The organism is Polaromonas sp. YR568, from assembly GCF_900116715.1.
In the GTDB taxonomy this organism is placed as follows: Bacteria; Pseudomonadota; Gammaproteobacteria; order Burkholderiales; family Burkholderiaceae_C; genus Polaromonas.
Window position 1 is genome coordinate 415,210 of sequence record NZ_FPBM01000001.1, and the last position, 19,022, is coordinate 434,231.

22 protein-coding genes are annotated in these 19,022 nt (G+C 62.0%); 5 read left to right on the top strand and 17 right to left on the bottom strand.

The features are described from left to right. Window positions 1-4 precede the first annotated feature (4 nt). Both BM408_RS01945 and BM408_RS01950 read right to left on the bottom strand, forming a co-directional pair. Window positions 5-841 carry a transporter substrate-binding domain-containing protein gene (locus tag BM408_RS01945; RefSeq protein ID WP_092126366.1) on the bottom strand — a complete coding sequence of 279 codons (837 nt, stop codon included), beginning with the start codon at window positions 839-841 and terminating at the stop codon, window positions 5-7. 46 nt (window positions 842-887) lie between these two features. Next, window positions 888-2,045 carry a pyridoxal phosphate-dependent aminotransferase gene (locus BM408_RS01950; protein WP_175541649.1) on the bottom strand — a complete coding sequence of 386 codons (1,158 nt, stop codon included), beginning with the start codon at window positions 2,043-2,045 and terminating at the stop codon, window positions 888-890. 191 nt (window positions 2,046-2,236) lie between these two features. Between BM408_RS01950 and BM408_RS01955 the strand changes: the two genes are divergently transcribed. Next, window positions 2,237-3,286 carry a DUF6282 family protein gene (locus tag BM408_RS01955; RefSeq protein WP_092126370.1) on the top strand — a complete coding sequence of 350 codons (1,050 nt, stop codon included), beginning with the start codon at window positions 2,237-2,239 and terminating at the stop codon, window positions 3,284-3,286. Between the two features lie 44 nt (window positions 3,287-3,330). Continuing rightward, window positions 3,331-4,017 carry a TetR/AcrR family transcriptional regulator gene (locus BM408_RS01960; RefSeq protein WP_175541650.1) on the top strand — a complete coding sequence of 229 codons (687 nt, stop codon included), beginning with the start codon at window positions 3,331-3,333 and terminating at the stop codon, window positions 4,015-4,017. A 114-nt stretch (window positions 4,018-4,131) separates the two neighbouring features. Here BM408_RS01960 and BM408_RS01965 read toward each other — a convergent pair whose 3' ends face one another. Beyond that, window positions 4,132-5,430 carry a c-type cytochrome gene (locus BM408_RS01965; protein ID WP_092126374.1) on the bottom strand — a complete coding sequence of 433 codons (1,299 nt, stop codon included), beginning with the start codon at window positions 5,428-5,430 and terminating at the stop codon, window positions 4,132-4,134. 103 nt (window positions 5,431-5,533) lie between these two features. On the opposite strand from BM408_RS01965, the gene BM408_RS01970 reads away from it, so the two are divergent. Further along, a complete protein-coding gene (locus BM408_RS01970) occupies window positions 5,534-5,767 on the top strand; it encodes a hypothetical protein (RefSeq protein WP_092126376.1) in 234 nt (77 codons plus the stop codon). A 21-nt stretch (window positions 5,768-5,788) separates the two neighbouring features. On the opposite strand, the gene BM408_RS01975 is transcribed toward BM408_RS01970, so the two are convergent. From BM408_RS01975 to BM408_RS01990, 4 genes are all read right to left on the bottom strand, one after another. Then, entirely contained in the window at window positions 5,789-6,163 is a 375-nt protein-coding gene (locus BM408_RS01975; protein WP_139237286.1) for a hypothetical protein, read from the bottom strand. Next, window positions 6,160-7,011, bottom strand: a complete 852-nt coding sequence (locus tag BM408_RS01980; RefSeq protein WP_254774672.1) for a hypothetical protein — start codon at window positions 7,009-7,011, stop codon at window positions 6,160-6,162. Before BM408_RS01980 ends, BM408_RS01975 begins: the two co-directional genes overlap by 4 nt. 177 nt (window positions 7,012-7,188) lie before the next feature. Further along, complete coding sequence (locus tag BM408_RS01985; protein ID WP_092126380.1) at window positions 7,189-7,722, bottom strand: DUF3237 domain-containing protein; 534 nt, start codon at window positions 7,720-7,722, stop codon at window positions 7,189-7,191. After that, complete coding sequence (locus BM408_RS01990) at window positions 7,719-8,114, bottom strand: nuclear transport factor 2 family protein (RefSeq protein ID WP_175541651.1); 396 nt, start codon at window positions 8,112-8,114, stop codon at window positions 7,719-7,721. The genes BM408_RS01985 and BM408_RS01990 overlap by 4 nt, the downstream gene beginning before the upstream one ends. Before the next feature lie 143 nt (window positions 8,115-8,257). On the opposite strand from BM408_RS01990, the gene BM408_RS01995 reads away from it, so the two are divergent. Further along, on the top strand, window positions 8,258-8,776 hold the full coding sequence (locus BM408_RS01995) for a winged helix-turn-helix transcriptional regulator (RefSeq protein WP_092127259.1): 519 nt from the start codon (window positions 8,258-8,260) through the stop codon (window positions 8,774-8,776). Between the two features lie 37 nt (window positions 8,777-8,813). On the opposite strand, the gene dnaB is transcribed toward BM408_RS01995, so the two are convergent. The 10 genes from dnaB to ppsA form a co-directional block, all read right to left on the bottom strand. After that, a complete protein-coding gene (gene dnaB, locus BM408_RS02000) occupies window positions 8,814-10,226 on the bottom strand; it encodes a replicative DNA helicase (protein ID WP_092126384.1) in 1,413 nt (470 codons plus the stop codon). 180 nt (window positions 10,227-10,406) lie between these two features. Further along, window positions 10,407-10,859 (bottom strand): 50S ribosomal protein L9, encoded by a 453-nt coding sequence (gene rplI / locus BM408_RS02005; RefSeq protein ID WP_007871075.1) that lies wholly within the window; start codon window positions 10,857-10,859, stop codon window positions 10,407-10,409. An 11-nt stretch (window positions 10,860-10,870) separates the two neighbouring features. Continuing rightward, window positions 10,871-11,155 (bottom strand): 30S ribosomal protein S18, encoded by a 285-nt coding sequence (gene rpsR, locus BM408_RS02010; RefSeq protein WP_007871078.1) that lies wholly within the window; start codon window positions 11,153-11,155, stop codon window positions 10,871-10,873. Between the two features lie 10 nt (window positions 11,156-11,165). Further along, complete coding sequence (gene priB / locus BM408_RS02015) at window positions 11,166-11,483, bottom strand: primosomal replication protein N (RefSeq protein ID WP_092126386.1); 318 nt, start codon at window positions 11,481-11,483, stop codon at window positions 11,166-11,168. A gap of 60 nt (window positions 11,484-11,543) precedes the next feature. Beyond that, the gene (gene rpsF, locus BM408_RS02020) at window positions 11,544-11,909 is read right to left on the bottom strand and encodes a 30S ribosomal protein S6 (RefSeq protein ID WP_007871089.1); all 366 of its coding nucleotides are present in this window, start codon (window positions 11,907-11,909) and stop codon (window positions 11,544-11,546) included. Window positions 11,910-12,151: 242 nt separating this feature from the next. Continuing rightward, window positions 12,152-14,263: a sodium:solute symporter family protein gene (locus BM408_RS02025; protein ID WP_092126388.1), complete on the bottom strand. Its 2,112-nt coding sequence runs from the start codon at window positions 14,261-14,263 to the stop codon at window positions 12,152-12,154. After that, window positions 14,264-14,521: a DUF4212 domain-containing protein gene (locus BM408_RS02030; protein WP_092126390.1), complete on the bottom strand. Its 258-nt coding sequence runs from the start codon at window positions 14,519-14,521 to the stop codon at window positions 14,264-14,266. Continuing rightward, a complete protein-coding gene (locus BM408_RS02035) occupies window positions 14,508-15,113 on the bottom strand; it encodes a tetratricopeptide repeat protein (protein ID WP_254774673.1) in 606 nt (201 codons plus the stop codon). Before BM408_RS02035 ends, BM408_RS02030 begins: the two co-directional genes overlap by 14 nt. After that, the gene (locus BM408_RS02040; protein ID WP_092126392.1) at window positions 15,104-15,400 is read right to left on the bottom strand and encodes a hypothetical protein; all 297 of its coding nucleotides are present in this window, start codon (window positions 15,398-15,400) and stop codon (window positions 15,104-15,106) included. Before BM408_RS02040 ends, BM408_RS02035 begins: the two co-directional genes overlap by 10 nt. Window positions 15,401-15,570: 170 nt before the next feature. Next, complete coding sequence (ppsA, locus tag BM408_RS02045) at window positions 15,571-17,970, bottom strand: phosphoenolpyruvate synthase (RefSeq protein WP_092126394.1); 2,400 nt, start codon at window positions 17,968-17,970, stop codon at window positions 15,571-15,573. Window positions 17,971-18,190: 220 nt separating this feature from the next. On the opposite strand from ppsA, the gene BM408_RS02050 reads away from it, so the two are divergent. Next, window positions 18,191-19,012, top strand: coding sequence for a posphoenolpyruvate synthetase regulatory kinase/phosphorylase PpsR (locus BM408_RS02050; protein WP_092126396.1), 822 nt, complete (start codon window positions 18,191-18,193; stop codon window positions 19,010-19,012). Window positions 19,013-19,022 lie beyond the last annotated feature (10 nt).

Genomic DNA, 19,022 nt, shown 5'->3' on the forward strand with positions numbered 1-19,022 from the left:
TTAGTTAGTTGGCGGCTTTGGCCTTGGCGTGCATGGCCTGCACCCACTTGGTCGGCTTAATGCCCCATTTCTTCTCGAGCTCGACCAGCGTGCCCTTGCGGTGCCAGTCGGTGGCGACCTGCGTCAGAAATTCCTTGAGCGCAGGATTGCCTTGCGCGACAGCCATGCCCCAGGGCGCTTCGGACTGCGTCTGCAGGGGCATCTCAAAGCCGCTCCAGTCGGTGCCCAGCAGCAGTGAACCGCCGTGCGCGTCGTCGTCAAGGAAACCGACACAGCGGTTGTCGAAGGTGGCTTGCGCCGCCTCGGCCACGCCGGCATAGGCTTGCGGCACAAAGCCGTATTGCTCGGACAGCGACTTGTTGTACCAGGCGCCCTGCATGGTGCACACGGTCTTGCCTTTGAGGTCTTCCCAGTTCTTGATGTTGTTGGATTTGCGGGTGAGCAGGTTCACGCCCGAAGCATAGTAGTTCGGGTCAATGATGTCGATGATCTTGCGGCGCTCGGGGGTGTCGTTCATGGTGGCGATCATGAAGTCGATGCGGCCCTGCTGCAGGAACTGCATGCGGTTCTGGGCCGTCACCACGACTTTCTCAACCTCGATCTTCTTGCCCAGCTTGGTGGACAGGCGACTGGCGATGTCGGCCACCAGGTCGTGCTCCAGGCCCAGCATTTCGCCCTTTTCATTGCGGTAGCCGAAAGGCCGGTAGTCGACCTTGATACCGACCACAAACTTGCCGGTCTGCTTGATGCGGTCCAGTGCGTCGTCCGCGGCATGCGCCGCGAAGGGGACGGCCAGCGTCGCCGCCACCAGGATCAATTTTTTATAGAGTGCTCCGAACATGATGTCTCCTGTTTATGAATGATTGAGCAGATTGCCCGCGCCCTTGCTAGATGCCTGTTCCCGCCGCGGGTGCTTCAGCGAGAATTTCCTTGATGGCTTGCAGCACCGCGTCGGTGTCCTCGGCAAGGCCGACCGTGATGCGAATTTCTTTCTGGTAGTCGGGGTCGCGCCAGTCGCGCACCAGGATGCCGCGCGCATGCAGGCCTTGCATGGCCTGCGCGCCCGGCATGGGCAACGCCACGGAGACGAAATTGGCGAGGCTGGCAAAGGGCTGGAGCCCAAGCGCGCGCAAGCCCGCCGTCATGCGGTCCCGCTCCCGCGCCACGGCGTCAAGAACGGTGGCCAGGTAAGCATCGTCCTGCAGCGCGGCCAGGGCGCCGGCCAGCGACATTGCACTGGGGCCGTAAGTTGTTTTCACGCGGCGCACGGCGTCGGCAATTTCGTCGCTGCTGCAAAAGGCGTACCCCACCCTGGCGCCCGCCAGGCCATAGGCTTTGGAGAAAGTGCGCAGGTTGACCCACGGCCCGCGGCGCCCGGCCAGTGCGGCAAGGATGTCGGGGCCGCCTGCATGGCGGCCGAACTCATGGTAGGCCTCGTCCATGACCAGCAAGACGTTGTCGGGAACGCCCTGGATGAGTTGCTGGAGTGCGGCGGCTTCCATCATGCCGCCGCTGGGCGGATGCGGCGAGCAGGAAAATACCACGCGGGTGCGCGCCGTGATGGCGGCCAGCAAGGCCTGCGCGTCGTTGGCGCCCCGCGCGTCCAGCGGTACGCGGGCCACGACGGCATTGCGAAGCGTGGCCGAGATGGCGATACCCGGAAAGGCCGGCGCCGGCACGACGACTTCGTCACCGGGGCCTGCACCCAGAGTGCACAAAACCTGGATCAGTTCTTCGCTGCCGTTGGCGCAGGCGATGCGGGAGGCCGGGATGCCGCTGCGGGCTGAAAGCTCGGCGCACAGCAGACGGGCGTTGGGATCGGGGTAGCGGTTGACGCCGGCCGCGCTCGCGGCCATGGCCGCTACGGCTTTCGGCGACGGCGGATAGGGTGACTCATTGAGATGAAGCGGCCGCAGGCGGGCGGGCTCACCGCGTGCCTGGCCGCCCTGGACCAAAGCCGCCGCACGGTCCACCGGACGCGCCGGCAAGGGGTGCCTCATCCAGGCCGATTCACCGAACCGGCCGCTTGCAGCTTCAACTGACATGCCTGAAATCCTTTTCATCGTGTTGCTCATCAACATGGCTTATAAACATTATTAACGGAATGTTTATCTTCCAATACTTGGTTAACCCTGAGAGGCAATTTCCTTTTTTCGGAAATTTACTTTGCATTTTTTTAATAATGTAAGTAGCATTCAAGCAGCTTGTCAAACTTTATTTTCGAAAGGCCCAGAAAATGTCCAACACCCCCACGGCGGAACTTCATACCGACCCCGCCACCCCTGTTTCGGAACGCTGCGTCACCTCTTATCCAGTCCGCCGGGCCTTTCGCCCCGGGGTGGTCTACCCGCCGGCCATCCCCGGCGTGGCCGGCATGATCGACATCCACTGCCACGCCCACGAGGGCCAGCAGGACGCGTTGTCGCTGGCAAAGGTTGCCTCTGAAAACCAGATGGGCGGCCTGCTCTTCAAGACGGTGGGGCCTATCTCCGGCGCTGAATACCGCCCCGCGCGCGTGGTCGACGGCATACGCGAGCAGCTCAAGAGCTGGTCCGATGACGCCGGCCTCAAGGCAGCTGGTTGCTGGGCAGGCTACGGCATCACCATGGACAACCGGCCGCCGTCGCTGGAGAGGCTGCGGCAAAACATCGAGGACGGCATCGTCGCCGTCTGGCTGCCCGTCTTTAACCATGCCAACACGCTGTTCAAGGTGGGCGGCAAGCGCATCTGGTGGGACAAGAGCGCGGCGCCGTCAGACCACACCGGCCCCCTGCCCTGGGACGAAGCCATCCGCTGCGGCTTTTACCTGCTCGACGAGCACGGCAAGCTCAAACCGGAAATCGCCGACATCCTGCGCGCGATTGCCGATGCGAACGTCGCGCTGTTCTTCGGACATGCGACACACCGCGAGATTTTCGCGATTGTCGAATTGCTCGACAAACTCAACTTCAAGCGGGCGGTGATTGACCACCCCTTCAGCCCCTTCGTCGACCTCGACATCCCGCTCATGAAGCAGCTCACGGCCGCCGGCGTGTACCTGAACTTCACTTACGACGAACTCTCGCCGCTGCTCGGCGTGGACCCGGCTCGCATGTACGAAGCCATACGCGCCGTCGGCGTCGAATACGTCACGCTGTCCAGCGATGCGGGTGAGCCGCTCTTTCCCAACTCCGCCGAATGCATGCGCCTGGTGAGTTCTTATATGGCCGCTTTCGGGCTGAATGCGGCGGAGCTGGAGATCGTGTGCCACCGCAATCCGTCACGCCTGCTGGGGCTGGACTCCTGAGATAATCCGCATCCACAACCACGCAGAGGAACCAGGTGACAGACGTGGAACGCACAGAGACCGGCAGCCGCGCCAAAAGGCCGGCCAAACGCCGCACACAGGAAGAACGCAGCGCCACCACACGCAGCCAGCTTGTCCAGGCCGCAGTTGCCTGCATCGCCCAGCTGGGCCTGAACAAGGCGACTTTCAGCGCTATCGCCGCGAAGGCGGGCCTGACCAGCGGCGCAGTGCAGCACCATTTCCAGTCAAGGGACGAGCTGCTGCTGGCCGTGGTGGTCGATTTCGGCAAATCGCTGGCTGACACCAGCGACACAGCCCACGCCAAAAATGAACCGATCGCCTCGCGCGTCAGAAGAATCTTCGAGCGCTATTGGGGGCTGTTCAGCAGCCCGCAGTTCCTTGCCATCATGAAGATCTGGCTGGGCACGCAAGGCAACGTGGCGGTTTACCGCGAAATGCTGGACCACATGCACTGGTTTGAAATCCGCTTCGACCGCGAATGGGTGGAGCTGTTTTCCGACTGCCCGGCCGACCCCGAGACCATTGCGGCGGCGCGCCACGTGGCCCTGGGCGCGATGCGCGGCCTGGCGCTCAGCCTGAGCTATTCCGTGGACCGCAGCGGCGCGAAGGCTGAAGTCGCCCTGCTGGAAAGCATGCTGGTTCGCACGCTGGAAGGCGACGGGAAGAAACCTGCGCGCAGAGCCGGCGGCCAAGCAAAAACCGCAGGCTGATCGTCAATTTCAACCACGGGTCACGCTATCGAATCAGGAGCGAATTACAACCGCTCCATGCAGGTTTCAGGCGCCTTTCATTCATCCAAACGCACGCCCCTGCATGGGATGAAGCTATTTCCGGCGGCTGCGAACGTCTTCGGGCGTGACAAACTGCGCCAGCTCACTGCTGAATTTGAAGCGCATGTAGTTGATGACCTCGGCGATCTCTTCGTTTTGCAGCGCCCGCCAGCTGGGCATGGCGCTATTTTTTGACCCATGCAGCACCACGTCGATAACAGCGTCGGTTTTGGCAAACGTGGAAGTCTTGTGCAAGTCGGGTATGGGCCCCGCACCACGGCCGTTCGCTTGATGGCAAGCGGCACAGTTCGATGCGTAAGTGCGCTCGCCGAGAACCATCTTCTGCGTGGCGCTCATCACCGCATAAGGAACGGCAGGAGGCGGGGGAGGTGGAGGCGGTCGGACCGTGAAAGTGACCGTGCCGGGGTGACCGGCGGGCACCGGTGGCTCCGGGAATCGGCCCCCGGCCGAATTGGCCAGGTAGACCACGGCTCTTGCCAGTTCGATATCCTGGAAATCTCCGCCGCCCTGCGCCCCCATGGCTCCCTTGCCCTTGAGGGTGGATTGCAGCATGGACGCCAGCCCGGAACGGATACGCGGCGCCCAGGCTGCGACATCACCCTGTTTTGGCGAGCCCGCGATGCCGGTGGCATGGCAGGCGATGCACTGTGCACGGTAAACCTGTTCGCCGCTCACCAGATTGCGGGTCTGCGTTTGCACGGATGACAGAGGCGCGGCTGCAGTAACACCTGCAGACGGCGGGGCTAGCCGGTCGGCCATCTCCAGGGCGCGCTTGCCACCCGCCTCGCTGAACATATCCTTGGCCACCTTGCTTCTGATGCCTTTTGACACCAGCCCCAGCATGGTGTCAGTCAAACCCTTCAGGCTTTCGAGAAGGCGCTGCATGGCAGCCTCCTCCTCAGACGGAGCTGCGGACCTGGCGGGCAGGGCCAGGGCGCTGCTGCGAACGCTGCGCTGGAGAATCAGAACCGTCCAGTTGAGCGCGTCGAGGTACTCTTCTTCGTAGGCACGCGGGTTGGCGTCAAAGGCCTTCTCGTAGCGCACCATCAAGGGTTGCAGGAGTTTTGTCACCTCGGGCTCGGAGAGTTGCTTTTCGACTCCCTCGAAATACTCGTTCACAACAATCGGGGCCCGAACCGGGTCCAGCAGCTTACGCAACTCAGCACCGCCTGAAGCGTCGGAATACTTCACAGGCGGCTCAGGCTGCAGCACTTGCCGGCTTTCAAAGGCCAGTAGTTCGGACGCAAAAACGCGGACGTTTTCACCTGCCCAGGCCACGCCGTGCAGGCTGGCCCCTAGAATTCCAAAAACCAGAATTATCAGACGCAGCATCGTGGGTTCTTTCGGTGTTTGGTTAGGCATTATCCAGACATGCCGCCCCACCGATACACAGACCCCGCTCGGCGATTACATTAAACCCAACAAGAAAGCTCTCATGAACAAACTGCCCCTGCTCTCATCGCTGCTGATCGGCTGCGCCCTGCTCTCCGGCTGCGCCGCTGAATTGCTCAGCAACAGCGAAAAACTCATCATCGTCAAGGGCCGGCCTTCGCAGCAGGCCGAGGCCGCTGAAATTGCCGAAACCGAATGCCAGAAGCGCGGCCGCATGCGCGCGCGGCTGATCAGCAAGCCGGCCCCCGGGCAATACGGGTTTGAGTGCGTGCGCTGATCGGGTGACCTTGCCGTATGCCTAGGGCGTGCGGATACGGGTCTTTTTGACAATGCCCGATGGGGCAAACAAAACAATGAATTCGTTGGTGCCGGGCGCATCGACGGCCGGCTTGTAGGCCTTGGCGCGGTACACCCAGACTTCATAGCCGCTGTCGAACTTGACGACGGTGCCTGGGCCCAGCGCCGCGGCCACGTCGGCCTTGGTGGATGTGCCGGGGACGACGGCGTCTTTGGCGCTTTGCATCGACATACCGGGGGTGCTGAACTCGGGCAGCGCCTTGCGGGAATCAACTTCATCCAGGGGACTGGCGCAGCCGGCCAGCACAAGGCAGCCGGCAAGCAGGGGCGCGAGGCCTTTGCAAAACATCCATTCGCGGACCATTGGCGCTTTCATGGGCCGTCCTCCATGTACTCAAACTCGACCCGCGTCTCGTCGGGCCAGCTGCGGTCGCCCAAAGGCAAGACGTAGGTGCGGTCTACCAGCACCTCGCAGTCGCAGTACGGCAAGTCGTTGTTCAGTTCCGCATCGTCACTGGCGGCGGCGTAGAGCTTGTTGACCGGCAAGACTTCCCTGCGCTCGCCAGCCACCAGGGTGACGCTGAAGAGTGGCTTGTCGGCAAAAAAGAGGTAGAGCGGGTCCTTGCGGTCGCAATAAGACGGCGTGTCCAGAATCACCCTTGCCAGCCGGCCAACGATATTGGTGCTGTTGGAGACCAGGCCCGCCTCCATACCCACGCGGCATTCGAGCCGCAAGTCGCCCAGGCGGCGGGTATTGGGCGGCAGGCCCGGCGTGCGGATCTCGGTGCGCCAGGTCATGGTCTGCGCCTTGCGGTTCGGGATCACCTGCGCGTTCTCGTCATACGCCTTCTGGTTGCGCACCAGGGTGAAGGTGTGGTCAGGCGCAATGGGCACTTCAAACGCCTCGGTGGAACCGATGACTTCCATCTCGATGCGGCCCATGTCCGTCTCGCGCTTGCGCGGCAGGAGCTTGAAGCGCAGCGATGCCCCTGGCGACATGGCGCGCTCTTTTTCAAAAAGGTCCATGCCCTGGATCATCTTCCGATAGGACTTTTCGACAGGGTCTCGGTTGGCCTTGGCCGAGATGGTGACGGGCGGGAGCGTGGTACGGGTGGTGGTGGCGCCTTGCGGGTCTTGCGCGTTCGCGCCCGTTGACGCAGCCGCAAATGCGCCGACGCACAACACGATGTGCGTTGCCAGCCGCAGTGTGTAGCTTGTTTGCATGGTGCTTCAGAGGATAACCACCATGCTAGGCCGCCCGGCAGCGCCGTGGTGTAGGACAACTCCAGCATTGTGGGCGTTGCCGGGCAGCGTGCCGCCGCGTGCGCATCTTTCGCGGGGCATGTAGCTCCTGCACCAAGCCCTGCACAGCGCGGTTTTTTGAGCGCTGCACAGGTCCTGTCACAGGATATGAAACATCCGGTGATCGATGCGGCCCGTTCCGTATTCACCGTAGCCGACGGTGACGATTCCGCACAACCACGCGTAGCGCTCGTCGGACGTCTCGAACCTGGGTGTTGGGCGCACGTAGCTCTCATCGAAGGACAAGCGCTCGCCCTTGGCCAGACGCTGGCGGCCATCCGCCGGAAACTTGAGGATGCCGTGCGACTCATAGTGGATGAGGACACCATCGTCGGTGCGCAAGGTTGCGCGAACATCCATACGGCTGGTGCCGTCGGCGCCTAGTGAAACCCAGTCGCCGCCGCCCGGCAGCATTTCGCCCCGCAAGCGAGGGCCTTCGAAGCGGCCGCCCTTCACCACGAAAGTCAAACGGGTGCCCAGAGGGGTCGGGATCACCTGGCCGATCTCCAGATCGATGCTGAGATCGCAGAGATGCTCGACCGGCAACGCGTTGATCAAAGCCCGGTCGAACAACGGTGTCACCTGATCAGTAGCGGTACCGATGCCGGTAGCAGGAGTTTTTGCGTTTGTCATGCTTCGAGCGCCGCCTTCACCTGGGCAAAGTTGAAGAAGGTGTCTTTGCTGGTGACAAGCCCGTTGTCGTCTACCTCCACAACGTCGAGGGCACGAAACTTTCTGCGCTCCTTGCCGGGGGGCTGGAACGTCAAATCCCATTCAAGCGTCCAGTGTTTGTCGCCCAAAAGGAGGCGGTGCGTCTCCACGCCAAAATTGGGATAGCGCTCAAATACCTCGGTGAACTCCTTCAGCAACGCAGGCTTGCCCTTCACCTCTTCGTTACGGCCATGTGCCCGAAACGTCGAGTCGGGCGCATGTAGCGCGAGAATTGCCTCGGGGTTGCGGGCAATCCATGCCGCGGCGTAGCGGTCAGCGACGGCGGCAACATCCAGTTTGGTAAGTTCAGACATGAGAAACCTTTCAATGTCATCCAGTGTGGTTCGCGGAAGATCCGTTGATTCCGCGGTTCGCAAGAAAACGGCTGCAAACCATCTTGCGAACATCAGCCACTATACCTATGATTTTCATAGTGAAAAGAGGTATGATCGGAAAAATGACTAAAACATCCACTTCACCGACAACGGAAAAGGGAACGCTTTGCCCCATTGCCCGGGCGCAGGATATCGTTGGCGACCGCTGGACCGTGCTGGTTCTTCGAGAACTTTTCCTGGGCACGCATCGCTTCGAAGAGATTCAGGCGCAGTCCCAAGCCACCCCGCAGATGCTCACGACGAGATTGAAGAAGATGGAGGCGGATGGCTTGATTGAGCGCCGCCCGTACAACGACAGGCCCTTGCGCCACGAGTACCACCTGACCGAGATGGGGCAGGCTTTTTATCCGGTCTTCCTGTCGCTGCGCGCCTGGGGTGAGACCTGGTGCAAGGCCCCACATGAAGAAGTTGCCATTCAGTACACGCACACCCCGTGCGGCCACGATCCTGGCCTGGGTCCCACCTGCCAGGAGTGCGGAGGGGTGATGCGCAGAGAGGAGTTGTCCGCCAGGCTGGGCGGCTCGTTCGACACCGAACGGAAGGCGCGGCTGACCGCCTTTAAAAGCGGGCCAGCCGGCTGAGACGGCCTCAACCCAAACGACCGGTCATGACGCGCGGTCAGAAGTCCCCGGTGCCGCCCGTGGCCAGGCTCTCGAACTTGGTAATGCGGTTGAGGAAGGCAAGCTTTACCGTGCCCGTCGGGCCGTTACGCTGCTTGCTGATGATGACTTCGGCGACACCAGGCTCCTTGCAGGCTTCCTTGGTGTAGTACTCGTCGCGGTAGATGAACATGATGATGTCAGCATCCTGCTCGATGGCGCCGGATTCGCGCAAGTCGCTCATCATGGGGCGTTTGTCGGTGCGTGATTCAACGCCGCGGCTGAGCTGCGACAGCGCGATCACCGGGCACTGCAACTCTTTGGCCAGCATCTTCAGGCCGCGGGAGATTTCGCCGACGGCGGTGGCGCGGTTCTCTTCGGCCATGCCGCCCGAGACACTCATGAGCTGCAAATAGTCGACGACGATGAGGCCTAGCTTGCCGCACTGGCGCGCCAGGCGGCGGGCGTTGGCGCGCAGTTCGCTTACGGTGAGGCCTGGTGTTTCATCGATGTGCAGTGAGACGGTGCGCAGCTTTTCAATCGCTTCCGTCAGGCGCGGCCATTCTTCGTCGGTCAGGGCGCCGGTGCGCAAATGGGTCTGGTCGATGCGGCCGATGGAGCCGACGATACGCACCGCGAGTTGCGAGGCGCCCATTTCCATGGAGAACACGGCGACGGGCAAGCCTTCGAGCAAGGCCACGTTTTCGGCGATGTTGATGGCCAGCGCGGTTTTACCCATGGAAGGCCGGGCCGCCAGGATGATCAGGTCGCCTGCCTGGAAGCCGGAGGTCATGCGGTCCAGGTCGTAGAAGCCCGTGGGCACGCCGGTGACGTCCTGCGGGTTTTCAGCCATTTCGGTCACGCGGTCCAGCAGGCTCACGACCAGCGTGTCCATGCTCTGGAAGCCTTCCTTCATGCGCGAGCCCTGCTCGCCGATCTTGAAGATCTTTTGCTCGGCTTCGTCAAGGATGGTGGCGACGTCTTTGCCTTGCGGGTTGAAGGCGTTGGTGGCGATCTCGTCGGAGGCAGACACCAGCTTGCGCAGGATGGCGCGCTCACGCACGATCTCGGCGTAGCGGCGGATATTCGCGGCGCTGGGCACGTACTGAGCCAGAGAATTGAGGTAGCTCAGGCCCCCTACTTCGTCGGCTTTGCCCTGGTTCTGCAGGTATTCGTAGACGGTGATGATGTCGGCCGGCTTGGTGGCGTTGATCAGCGCGCCCACGGCGGCGTAGATCAGCTTGTGCTCGGAGCGGTAAAAGTCTTCGTCGACCAGCAGGTCTCCCACGCGGTCCCAGGCGCCGTTGTCGAGCAGCAGACCACCCAGGACGCTGGATTCACCCTCGATGGAATGCGGCGGAATGCGCAGCTGGGCGATCTGGCGGTCGGGGCTGTAGCCGGGATCGTCGTAGGTGGAAAGTACGGCAGACATGGGTTTCCTTGGGAGAGGGTGAATGGTACGCCGTGAGCACAAACCCCTGCGGGATAAGGCTGTGGATAACCGGGGGAAATCGGGTGGAAATACCCCGTGAACTTGTGAACAGCCGGCAGGTGCGGCCGGCCATGAAAAAAGCCGCTCGGCGAGCGGCTTTTTTGCAGAGGGAGAAAACGCTTAAGCGGTTTCGCCGTACACGGTGACGGTAATGTCCACTGCCACGTCGGTGTGCAGGGCAACGGTCACGGCGTGGTCGCCAACAATCTTCAGCGGGCCGTTAGGCATGCGGATTTGCGACTTCAGGACAGGGAAGCCCTGCTTGGTCAGCTCAGCCGAGATGTCATGGTTGGTGACGGAGCCGAACAGGCGGCCGTCAACACCGGCTTTTTGCGTCAGCTTGACGGTGGTGCCGCTGAGCTTTTCGCCCTGGGCTTGCATTTCGGCCAGCTTGGCGGCCGCAGCCTTTTCGAGTTCGACGCGCTTGGCTTCGAATTCGGCCTTGTTGGCTTCCGTGGCGCGGCGTGCGCGGCCCGAAGGGATCAGGAAGTTGCGTGCGTAGCCGTCTTTGACCTTGACGATTTCGCCGAGGTTACCGAGGTTCACGACTTTGTCGAGCAGAATGATTTGCATGGTCGCGCTCCTTACAGGGTACGGTGCTGGTCGCTGTAAGGCAGCATCGCGAGGAAGCGAGCGCGCTTGACGGCGGTGTTGATCTGGCGCTGGAAAATCGCGCGCGTGCCGGTCAGGCGTGCGGGGATGATTTTTCCGTTTTCGGCTACGAAATCGCGCAGGGTGTCGATGTCTTTGTAGTCGATTTCTTCAACGCCAGCGGCTGTGAAGCGGCAAAAACGCTTGCGCTTGAACAGCAGGGATTGGGTATTGCGCTTGGGGCGCTTGTCTTTGTTGAAACGTTTTGGTCCGGCCATGATGGACTCCTTAATTGGGGTTCGGTACTTGCTCTACCGGGTCTGCCTGGTGAAGAGCTTGAATATGAAAAACAACACCTTTGCTAGTGCGCGCATTGATGAGAAAACCGGTGAACCTGAAGGGTTTGCCTAGCGGGGATTTGGCTGATTGCTCAGCCAGCGCTCCGAAGGCCACCGCCCTTACCGTCAATTTGACCTGTCTGGTGACTCCGGCTTCGACAACTTCGGACTCGTGTTCGAGGACGAAATTGGCGGCGGGGATTCCAGCGGGCGTGTAGCGAAGAGGACTTGCCTCGGCGATACAGGCGGTCAGTTCAACGTGGTTCACTGCGTGCTTTTGCTCAATGGCAGCTGCGCGGCAGCGAGGCGTTCAACAGCATGTTGGCTATTAAGCCGCATACTCCTGCTGTTGGGCTTTACGGGCTTCTTCCCTCTCGACGTTGCGCATCATGAGGGATGGGCCGGTTTCGGCCTTCTTCTTCACCACGGTCAGGTGGCGCAGCACGGCATCGTTGAACTTGAACGCGTGTTCAATTTCTTCCATCACGGCCTGGCTGGCTTCGATGTTGATGCAGAGGTAGTGGGCTTTGGCGAGTTTCTGGATCAGGTACACCAGCTGGCGGCGGCCCCAATCTTCAACACGATGCACTTTTCCACCACCGGCGGTAATCATGCCCTTGTAACGTTCCAGCATGGCTGGGACTTGCTCGCTTTGATCCGGGTGGATCAGCAAGACGATCTCATAGTGACGCATAAACTCTCCTTTTGGGTTGATTGAGCTGCCCCAGCGTCGTTAAGGGTGCAGCAAGGCGAAGCCAATGATTATAGCACCCCCACGGTCGCTCACTTCGTGTAGCTCCCTGCCCCCCGAGGGGGCCGCCCGCCCTACGGCCCGGCGAAGCCGGTTCCGGGGCTCATGCTGGTAAAGACGGGGAAGAGCCGGATTGGCCCTGAAAGCACCGAAAACGCCCCCTAACGACCGCTCCAGCGGGGGTTTTAGAGGCGTTTTAGGTCCGGATAGCGGATGTATTCGACCAAGTCCCGGGTTTTCTGGTTCGGGGGGCGGGTGAGCAGGCTCACCAGCACGATCACCGCAAAACCGACTGGAACGCCGAAAAGCCCGGCGGAGATCGGGTCTATCCCCCACCACAGTTGCACCGGCGAGGTGATGCCGAAGGTGGCGCGCAGCCAGGCCTGGTTGGTGAACATATAGTACGAGGTCACCCCCAGTCCGCACACCATGCCCAGCACCGCCCCGATGCCGTTGGCGCGCTTCCAGAAGATGCCCAGGCTGAGCGCCGGGAAGAACGAGGCGGCAGCAAACGAGAACGCCGCAGACACCAGGAAAAGGATATCTGCCGGTTTTTGCGCCGCCACGTAGGCTGCCAGCAAAGCGACGATCAGCAGCAGAATCTTGGACACCGTCACCCGGCTCACGGTCGAGGCATTGGGGTCGATCATCTTGTAATAGAGATCGTGGCCTAGCGCGTTGGCGATCGTCAGCAGCAGGCCATCGGCGGTCGAGAGCGCGGCAGCCAGCCCGCCGGCGGCCACCAGGCCCGAAACAACATAAGGCAGGCCCGCCAGCTCGGGGGTCAGCAGCACCACGATGTCGCCGCCTATGTTCATCTCATTGAGCTGCAGGATGTTGTCTTTATTGATATCGGTGACGGACAGCAGCGAAGGATCCACCCGCGTCCAGGAATTCACCCAGGCCGGCAACTGGTCAAAGGGCATGCCGACCAGCACGGTGAATATCTCGTACTTCACCAGCACGGCCAGCGCCGGCGCGGTGAAGTACAGCAGGAAGATGCACACCAGCGACCAGGTCACCGATTGCCGCGCCTCCCGCACGCTGGGCACGGTGTAGTAGCGCATCAAGATGTGCGGCAAGGCCGCAGTGCCCACCATGAGGCAGAACACCAGCGCCAGGAAGTTGCGGCGTGAGGTGTCGTATGTCTCCTGCTCTTTCGGCGTTCCGTCGGGGTTGCCTGTGAACTGGGTCGCGTGGGCGGGCATGCCGTTGAGTGGCTGGGTTTTGGTGTCGGCGGTGGCTTTGGCTGCCGTCCAGATTTTCACGGCGGCGGCTTCGTCCCGGGGCATGGCGGCAAGGGCCCTGGCCGCCGATGAGATTTCAGCGACGGACGCATTGCCGGTTTTGAGCTGCTCCATCCGTTTGGCCGCGGCCAGTTTGTCGGCGGCGAGCGATTCGGCGGGATTTGCCAGCTTGCCCGACAGCGCTTCGGAGCGCTGCCTGAAAAGTTCGCGCACCTGCAGCTCCTTGGGGTCGGCCGTCAGTTCTTTTTCTTTTGCGGTGACCTTTTCAAGCTGAAAGCCGTACACCAGTTGCGGCACCGGCACTCCCGTCTGCTTGACAGACAGCCAGATCACCGGAATGAGGTAGGCCACCACCAGGATGATGTACTGGGCCACCTGCGTCCAGGTCACCGCGCGCATGCCGCCCAAAAACGAGCACACCAAAATACCGCCCAGCCCCAGGAAGATGCCCAGCTCGAACGCGATGCCGGTGAGGTAAGACGTGATCAGGCCCACGCCATAGATCTGCGCCACCAGGTAGGTGAAGGAGCACAAGATCGCCGCCCCCACACCGATGAGCCGGGGCAAGCGCCCGCCATAGCGCTCGCCCAGGAAGTCAGGAATGGTGAACTGGCCGAACTTGCGCAGATAAGGCGCCAGCACCAGCGCGACCAGGCAGTAGCCGCCTGTCCAGCCCATGATGAAAGCCAGCCCGCTGTAACCCGTGAGATAAAGCGTGCCCGCCAGGCCGATGAATGAGGCGGCCGACATCCAGTCGGCGCCGGTGGCCATGCCGTTGTAGACCGCCGGCACGCGCCGTCCGGCCACATAGTATTCAGAGGCGTCGGTGGTGCGGCTCATCACGCCTATGCCCGCATAAAGGCCGATGGTGGCCAGCAGGAAGGCGGTGCCTATCCACAGGCGCGGCAGGCCCGCGCGCTCCAGCAGCGCCAGGATGACGACAAAGACCACCAGGCCCAGCGTGTACCAGCGGTACACACGGTCCAGCTGCCTTTTGAACTGCTGGCTCGAAAGCATGACCCCGTCGCGCGAACCGAAGAAGCCGGCCATTCAGTCCTCGTCCGCCACGTCATGCTCGATGTCGAGCCGGTTCATGTACCAGGCATAAAAGCCGACGATGAGGCAATACACCACCAAGGCGCCCTGCGCTCCCATCCAGAAGCTGAAGGGCCAGCCGAAGAAAGTGAAATTCAGGTCGCGCGCAAAGTAACTCACACCAAACGTGACGCTGAACCAGATCAGCAGCAGCACGGCGGTTACCGCCAGGTTTTTGCGCCAATAGAGGCGGTGGCTCTCAGTGGGCTGCATGGGCCTCCCCGCCTGCGCCTGCAAAAGCAGCCTCGTTCTCACGCTCGAACTGGGCGGCCACACGCGGCTCGAACCGCCGCAGGTGCGCAATCACCTTGCGTGCCTTGCCCGGCTGGCCCAGCGCCAGCCACACCTGTGCGAGCCGGTACCAGCCGTAGGGGCTCAAGGGCTGCAAGGCCGTGTTCTTTTGCAAGGCCTGGGCGGCTTCTTCAAAGCGCCGCGCCTCCACGTGCACCAGCGCCAGGCCATACCAGGCCTGGTCCAGCCGCGCGTCCAGCCCCACCGCGCGTTCAAAGGCGGGCCCGGCCTCCTCATGGTGCCCCGCCTGCTGCAACACATAGCCCAGGTTGAACCAGCCTGCCGCGTGCCCCGGCCTGACGGCGGTCAACTGCCGCAAACTGGCAATCGCTTCTTGTGTAAGCTGGAGCTGCGCCGCCACATGGGCGCGGCTGGCCAGCGCATAAGGATCTTCGGGGCGTAGCCGCAGCATCTGGTCAAACGTTGCCAGGGCGGCCGGCCGTTTGACACAGGCGAGCAAAAGCAGCGCCCGCGCTTTCAGCAAGCCGTATTGAAGGCTTGTTCCTATTTGCACAGCGCCACCCCGATTTCCAGGCAGATGCGAACCTTGGCAATGGCCGCCACGACCCACACCAGCAGCAACACCAGAAACGCCACCAGCGGCACATGGCGGTCCATCACGACTTGCGGCGATATCCAGCGCGCAACCTTGACCCAGGGTCGACCCACCAATTGCAGCACACGGTAAAACGGATTGCCGTCACGCCCGGCGCCCGCCAGCAGGCCCACCACCCATTGGCCGGCCAGCGCCAGCAATGCGATTTCAGCAAGCAGTTTGACGGTGGTGGCGACGGCAAGCATGGCTCAAGGCGGGCAAAGAAAGGAAGAGAGACACGGCTTCGATTGTCATCGGACGCCTTGCCAATTGCTTACCGGGAAACCCGCTGCCACCGGGGGTTTTCCCTCGGGGCAAAAAAAAATGCGCTGCGGACTCTTCCGCAGCGCATCTTCTCAATTCAAACCAGCGGGCCTCAGTTGGCCAATTGCTTCCAGGTGTCGATCACCGTGTCGGGGTTCAGCGAGATCGAGCCGATACCCTCTTCTTTCAGCCACTGCGCGAAGTCGGGGTGGTCACTGGGGCCCTGGCCGCAGATGCCGACATACTTGCCCTGCTTGCGGCAGGCCTGGATGGCGCGGCTCAGCATGGCCTTGACGGCCGGGTCGCGCTCGTCGAAGTCTTTGGCCAGAATTTCCATGCCCGAGTCGCGGTCCAGGCCCAGCGTGAGCTGGGTCAGGTCGTTCGAGCCGATCGAGAAGCCGTCGAAATACTCGAGGAACTCGTCGGCCAGGATGGCGTTGCTCGGCACTTCGCACATCATGATGACGCGCAAGTCTTTCTCGCCGCGCTTGAGGCCGTGCTGCGCAAGCAGGTCAGTGACCTTCTTCGCCTGACCCAGGGTGCGCACAAACGGCACCATGACTTCGACATTGACCAGGCCCATGTCGTCACGCACGCGCTTGAGCGCCTCGCACTCCATCGCAAAGGCTTCGCCGAAATCAGGGCTCAGGTAACGCGACGCGCCACGGAAGCCGAGCATCGGGTTCTCTTCTTCGGGCTCATAGCGCGACCCACCGATCAGCTTGCGGTACTCATTGGACTTGAAGTCCGACAGGCGCACTATCACCGGCTTGGGCCAGAAGGCGGCGGCAATCGTCGCCACGCCCTCAACCACCTTGTCGACATAAAAAGCGCGCGGCGACGCATGGCCGCGGGCCACGCTTTCCACCGCTTTTTTCAGGTCGGCGTCGATGTTGGGGTAGTCCAGGATCGCCTTGGGGTGCACGCCGATGTTGTTGTTGATAACAAACTCAAGCCGTGCCAGGCCCACGCCGTGGTTGGGGATCTGGCAGAAGTCAAAGGCCAGTTGCGGGTTGCCCACGTTCATGGTGATCTTCAGGTCAATCGGCGGCATGTCGCCGCGCTGCACCTCGGTCACTTCGGTTTCAAGCAAGCCGTCATAGATGTTGCCGGTATCGCCCTCGGCGCAGCTCACCGTCACCAGCATGCCGTCTTTCAGCGTTTCAGTTGCGTCACCGCAGCCGACCACGGCCGGAATACCCAGCTCGCGCGCGATGATGGCCGCGTGGCAGGTGCGCCCGCCGCGGTTGGTGACGATGGCGCTGGCGCGCTTCATCACCGGCTCCCAGTTCGGGTCGGTCATGTCAGTCACCAGGATGTCGCCCGGCTGCACCTGGTCCATGTCCTTGATGTCGTGCACGATGCGGACCGGGCCGGTGCCGATCTTCTGGCCAATGGCGCGGCCTTCAGCCAGCACGGTACCGGTGCCCTTAAGCTTGTAGCGCTGCTCGGCCTTGCCTTTGGACTGGCTCTTCACCGTCTCGGGGCGCGCCTGCAGGATGTAGAGCAGGCCGTCGGTGCCGTCCTTGCCCCACTCGATGTCCATGGGGCGGCCGTAGTGGGCCTCGATGATCAGGGCGTAACGTGCCAGTTGCTCGACGTCGTCGTCGGTCAGCGAATAACGGTTGCGCAGCTCGGTCGGCACGTCGGTGGTCTTGACGAGCTTGCCGCCGGACTTCTTTTCTTCAGCCGTGGCGAATTCCATCTGCAGCAGCTTGGAGCCCAGGTTGCGGCGGATCACGGCGCGCTTGCCGGCCTTGAGCATGGGCTTGTGCACATAGAACTCGTCGGGGTTGACGGCGCCCTGCACCACGGTTTCACCCAGGCCGTAGCTGGAGGTGATGAAGACCACGTCTTCAAAGCCGCTTTCGGTGTCGATGGTGAACATCACACCGGCCGCGCCCTTGTCGCTGCGCACCATGCGCTGGATGCCGGCGGACAGCGCCACGTCGGAATGGGCAAAACCCTGGTGCACGCGGTAGCTGATGGCGCGGTCGTTATAGAGCGAGGCGAACACCTCTTTCATCTTGTGCAGCACGTCTTCGATGCCGACGACGTTCAGGAAGGTTTCCTGCTGGCCGGCAAAAGAGGCATCAGGCAAGTCTTCAGCCGTGGCGGACGAACGCACCGCAAAGCTGGCCTGGGCGTTGCCGGCGCTCAGCACGGCAAAACTGTCGCGAACGGCTTTTTCCAGGTCAGCCGGGAAAGGCTGGGCTTCGACCAGCGCGCGGATTCTGGCGCCGGCCTCGGCCAGTGCCCGCACGTCGTCGGTATTGAGCGCGTCCAGCACGCCGTTGATTTTTTTGTCGAGCCCGTCGTGGGCCAGGAATACGCGGAATGCGTGGGCCGTCGTCGCAAATCCAGTGGGCACCCGCACGCCCTGGGGGCCGGTGGGCAGTTGCGAGATCATTTCGCCGAGGCTGGCGTTCTTGCCGCCGACAGACTCGACGTCTGTCATCCTCAGGTTTTCAAACGGTACGACCAGGGCGGTCGCCTCAAACAGCTTGGACATGAAAATACTCCGGGAGGTTTAAAAACCGGGGAATTCACCATGCGCGGCAGGCAACCTTGTAGTTGTTCGAAGGGGTTGTGGCAGGGCATGATGTGACAAACTGGATAATTGCCACGATTGTAGGGGGCTCGGGCTCCCCGTGCCGTGTCAGGCTTTCACCCGGCTTTCAACCAGCAAACCCCTTATTTGCCTTCCCTGTCCCTATTTAGCCCCCTCCCCCATGTCCCAACGCACCGTGTTTTTCATCTCCGACGGCACCGGCATCACCGCCGAAACCTTTGGTAACGCCATCCTGGCGCAGTTTGAGTTCAAGCCGCGCCACGTCCGCCTGCCCTTTATCGACAGCGTGGACAAGGCCCACCAGGCGATCCGGCAGATCAACCACACGGCCGAAGTCGAGGGCAAACGGCCCATCGTCTTCACCACGCTGGTGAACATGGAGATCCTGGCTGTCATCAAAACCCACTGCAACGGCATGCTGCTGGACATGTTCGGCATGTTCGTCGCGCCGCTGGAGGGCGAGCTGGGCATCAAGTCCAACCACCGGGTGGGGCGGTTCTCAGATGCCTCCAAAAGCAAGGAATACGACGACCGCATCGAAGCCATCAATTTTTCGCTGGCGCACGACGATGGCCAGAGCAACCGCGACCTGGCCGGCTCGGACGTGATCCTGGTGGGCGTCAGCCGCAGCGGCAAGACGCCGACCTCGCTTTACCTGGCCATGCAGTACGGCCTCAAGGCCTCCAACTATCCGCTGATCCCGGAAGACTTTGAGCGCCGCCAGCTGCCGCCGGCGCTGGTGCCGCACCGCAAGAAGATCTTTGGCCTGACGATCGCGCCTGAGCGCCTGGCGCAAATCCGCAACGAGCGCCGGCCCAACTCCAAATACGCCAGCCTGGAGAACTGCCGCGAAGAAATCCACGAGGCCGAAGCCATGATGCGGCGCGAAGGGATTCGCTGGCTCTCCACCACCACCAAGTCGATTGAAGAGATTTCGACCACTATCCTGCAGGAAATCCGGCCCGAGCGGCTCGAATACTAGGATCCTGTGG

What these genes read in the sequence shown, in the direction of transcription:
- BM408_RS01945 (WP_092126366.1), bottom strand. Translation starts at nt 841, where the DNA reads ATGTTCGGAGCACTCTATAAAAAATTGATCCTGGTGGCGGCGACGCTG.
- BM408_RS01950 (WP_175541649.1), bottom strand. Translation starts at nt 2,045, where the DNA reads ATGTCAGTTGAAGCTGCAAGCGGCCGGTTCGGTGAATCGGCCTGGATG.
- BM408_RS01955 (WP_092126370.1), top strand. Translation starts at nt 2,237, where the DNA reads ATGTCCAACACCCCCACGGCGGAACTTCATACCGACCCCGCCACCCCT.
- BM408_RS01965 (WP_092126374.1), bottom strand. Translation starts at nt 5,430, where the DNA reads ATGCTGCGTCTGATAATTCTGGTTTTTGGAATTCTAGGGGCCAGCCTG.
- BM408_RS01970 (WP_092126376.1), top strand. Translation starts at nt 5,534, where the DNA reads ATGAACAAACTGCCCCTGCTCTCATCGCTGCTGATCGGCTGCGCCCTG.
- BM408_RS01975 (WP_139237286.1), bottom strand. Translation starts at nt 6,163, where the DNA reads ATGAAAGCGCCAATGGTCCGCGAATGGATGTTTTGCAAAGGCCTCGCG.
- BM408_RS01980 (WP_254774672.1), bottom strand. Translation starts at nt 7,011, where the DNA reads ATGCAAACAAGCTACACACTGCGGCTGGCAACGCACATCGTGTTGTGC.
- BM408_RS01985 (WP_092126380.1), bottom strand. Translation starts at nt 7,722, where the DNA reads ATGACAAACGCAAAAACTCCTGCTACCGGCATCGGTACCGCTACTGAT.
- BM408_RS01990 (WP_175541651.1), bottom strand. Translation starts at nt 8,114, where the DNA reads ATGTCTGAACTTACCAAACTGGATGTTGCCGCCGTCGCTGACCGCTAC.
- BM408_RS01995 (WP_092127259.1), top strand. Translation starts at nt 8,258, where the DNA reads ATGACTAAAACATCCACTTCACCGACAACGGAAAAGGGAACGCTTTGC.
- dnaB (WP_092126384.1), bottom strand. Translation starts at nt 10,226, where the DNA reads ATGTCTGCCGTACTTTCCACCTACGACGATCCCGGCTACAGCCCCGAC.
- rplI (WP_007871075.1), bottom strand. Translation starts at nt 10,859, where the DNA reads ATGCAAATCATTCTGCTCGACAAAGTCGTGAACCTCGGTAACCTCGGC.
- rpsR (WP_007871078.1), bottom strand. Translation starts at nt 11,155, where the DNA reads ATGGCCGGACCAAAACGTTTCAACAAAGACAAGCGCCCCAAGCGCAAT.
- rpsF (WP_007871089.1), bottom strand. Translation starts at nt 11,909, where the DNA reads ATGCGTCACTATGAGATCGTCTTGCTGATCCACCCGGATCAAAGCGAG.
- BM408_RS02025 (WP_092126388.1), bottom strand. Translation starts at nt 14,263, where the DNA reads ATGGCCGGCTTCTTCGGTTCGCGCGACGGGGTCATGCTTTCGAGCCAG.
- BM408_RS02030 (WP_092126390.1), bottom strand. Translation starts at nt 14,521, where the DNA reads ATGCAGCCCACTGAGAGCCACCGCCTCTATTGGCGCAAAAACCTGGCG.
- BM408_RS02040 (WP_092126392.1), bottom strand. Translation starts at nt 15,400, where the DNA reads ATGCTTGCCGTCGCCACCACCGTCAAACTGCTTGCTGAAATCGCATTG.
- ppsA (WP_092126394.1), bottom strand. Translation starts at nt 17,970, where the DNA reads ATGTCCAAGCTGTTTGAGGCGACCGCCCTGGTCGTACCGTTTGAAAAC.
- BM408_RS02050 (WP_092126396.1), top strand. Translation starts at nt 18,191, where the DNA reads ATGTCCCAACGCACCGTGTTTTTCATCTCCGACGGCACCGGCATCACC.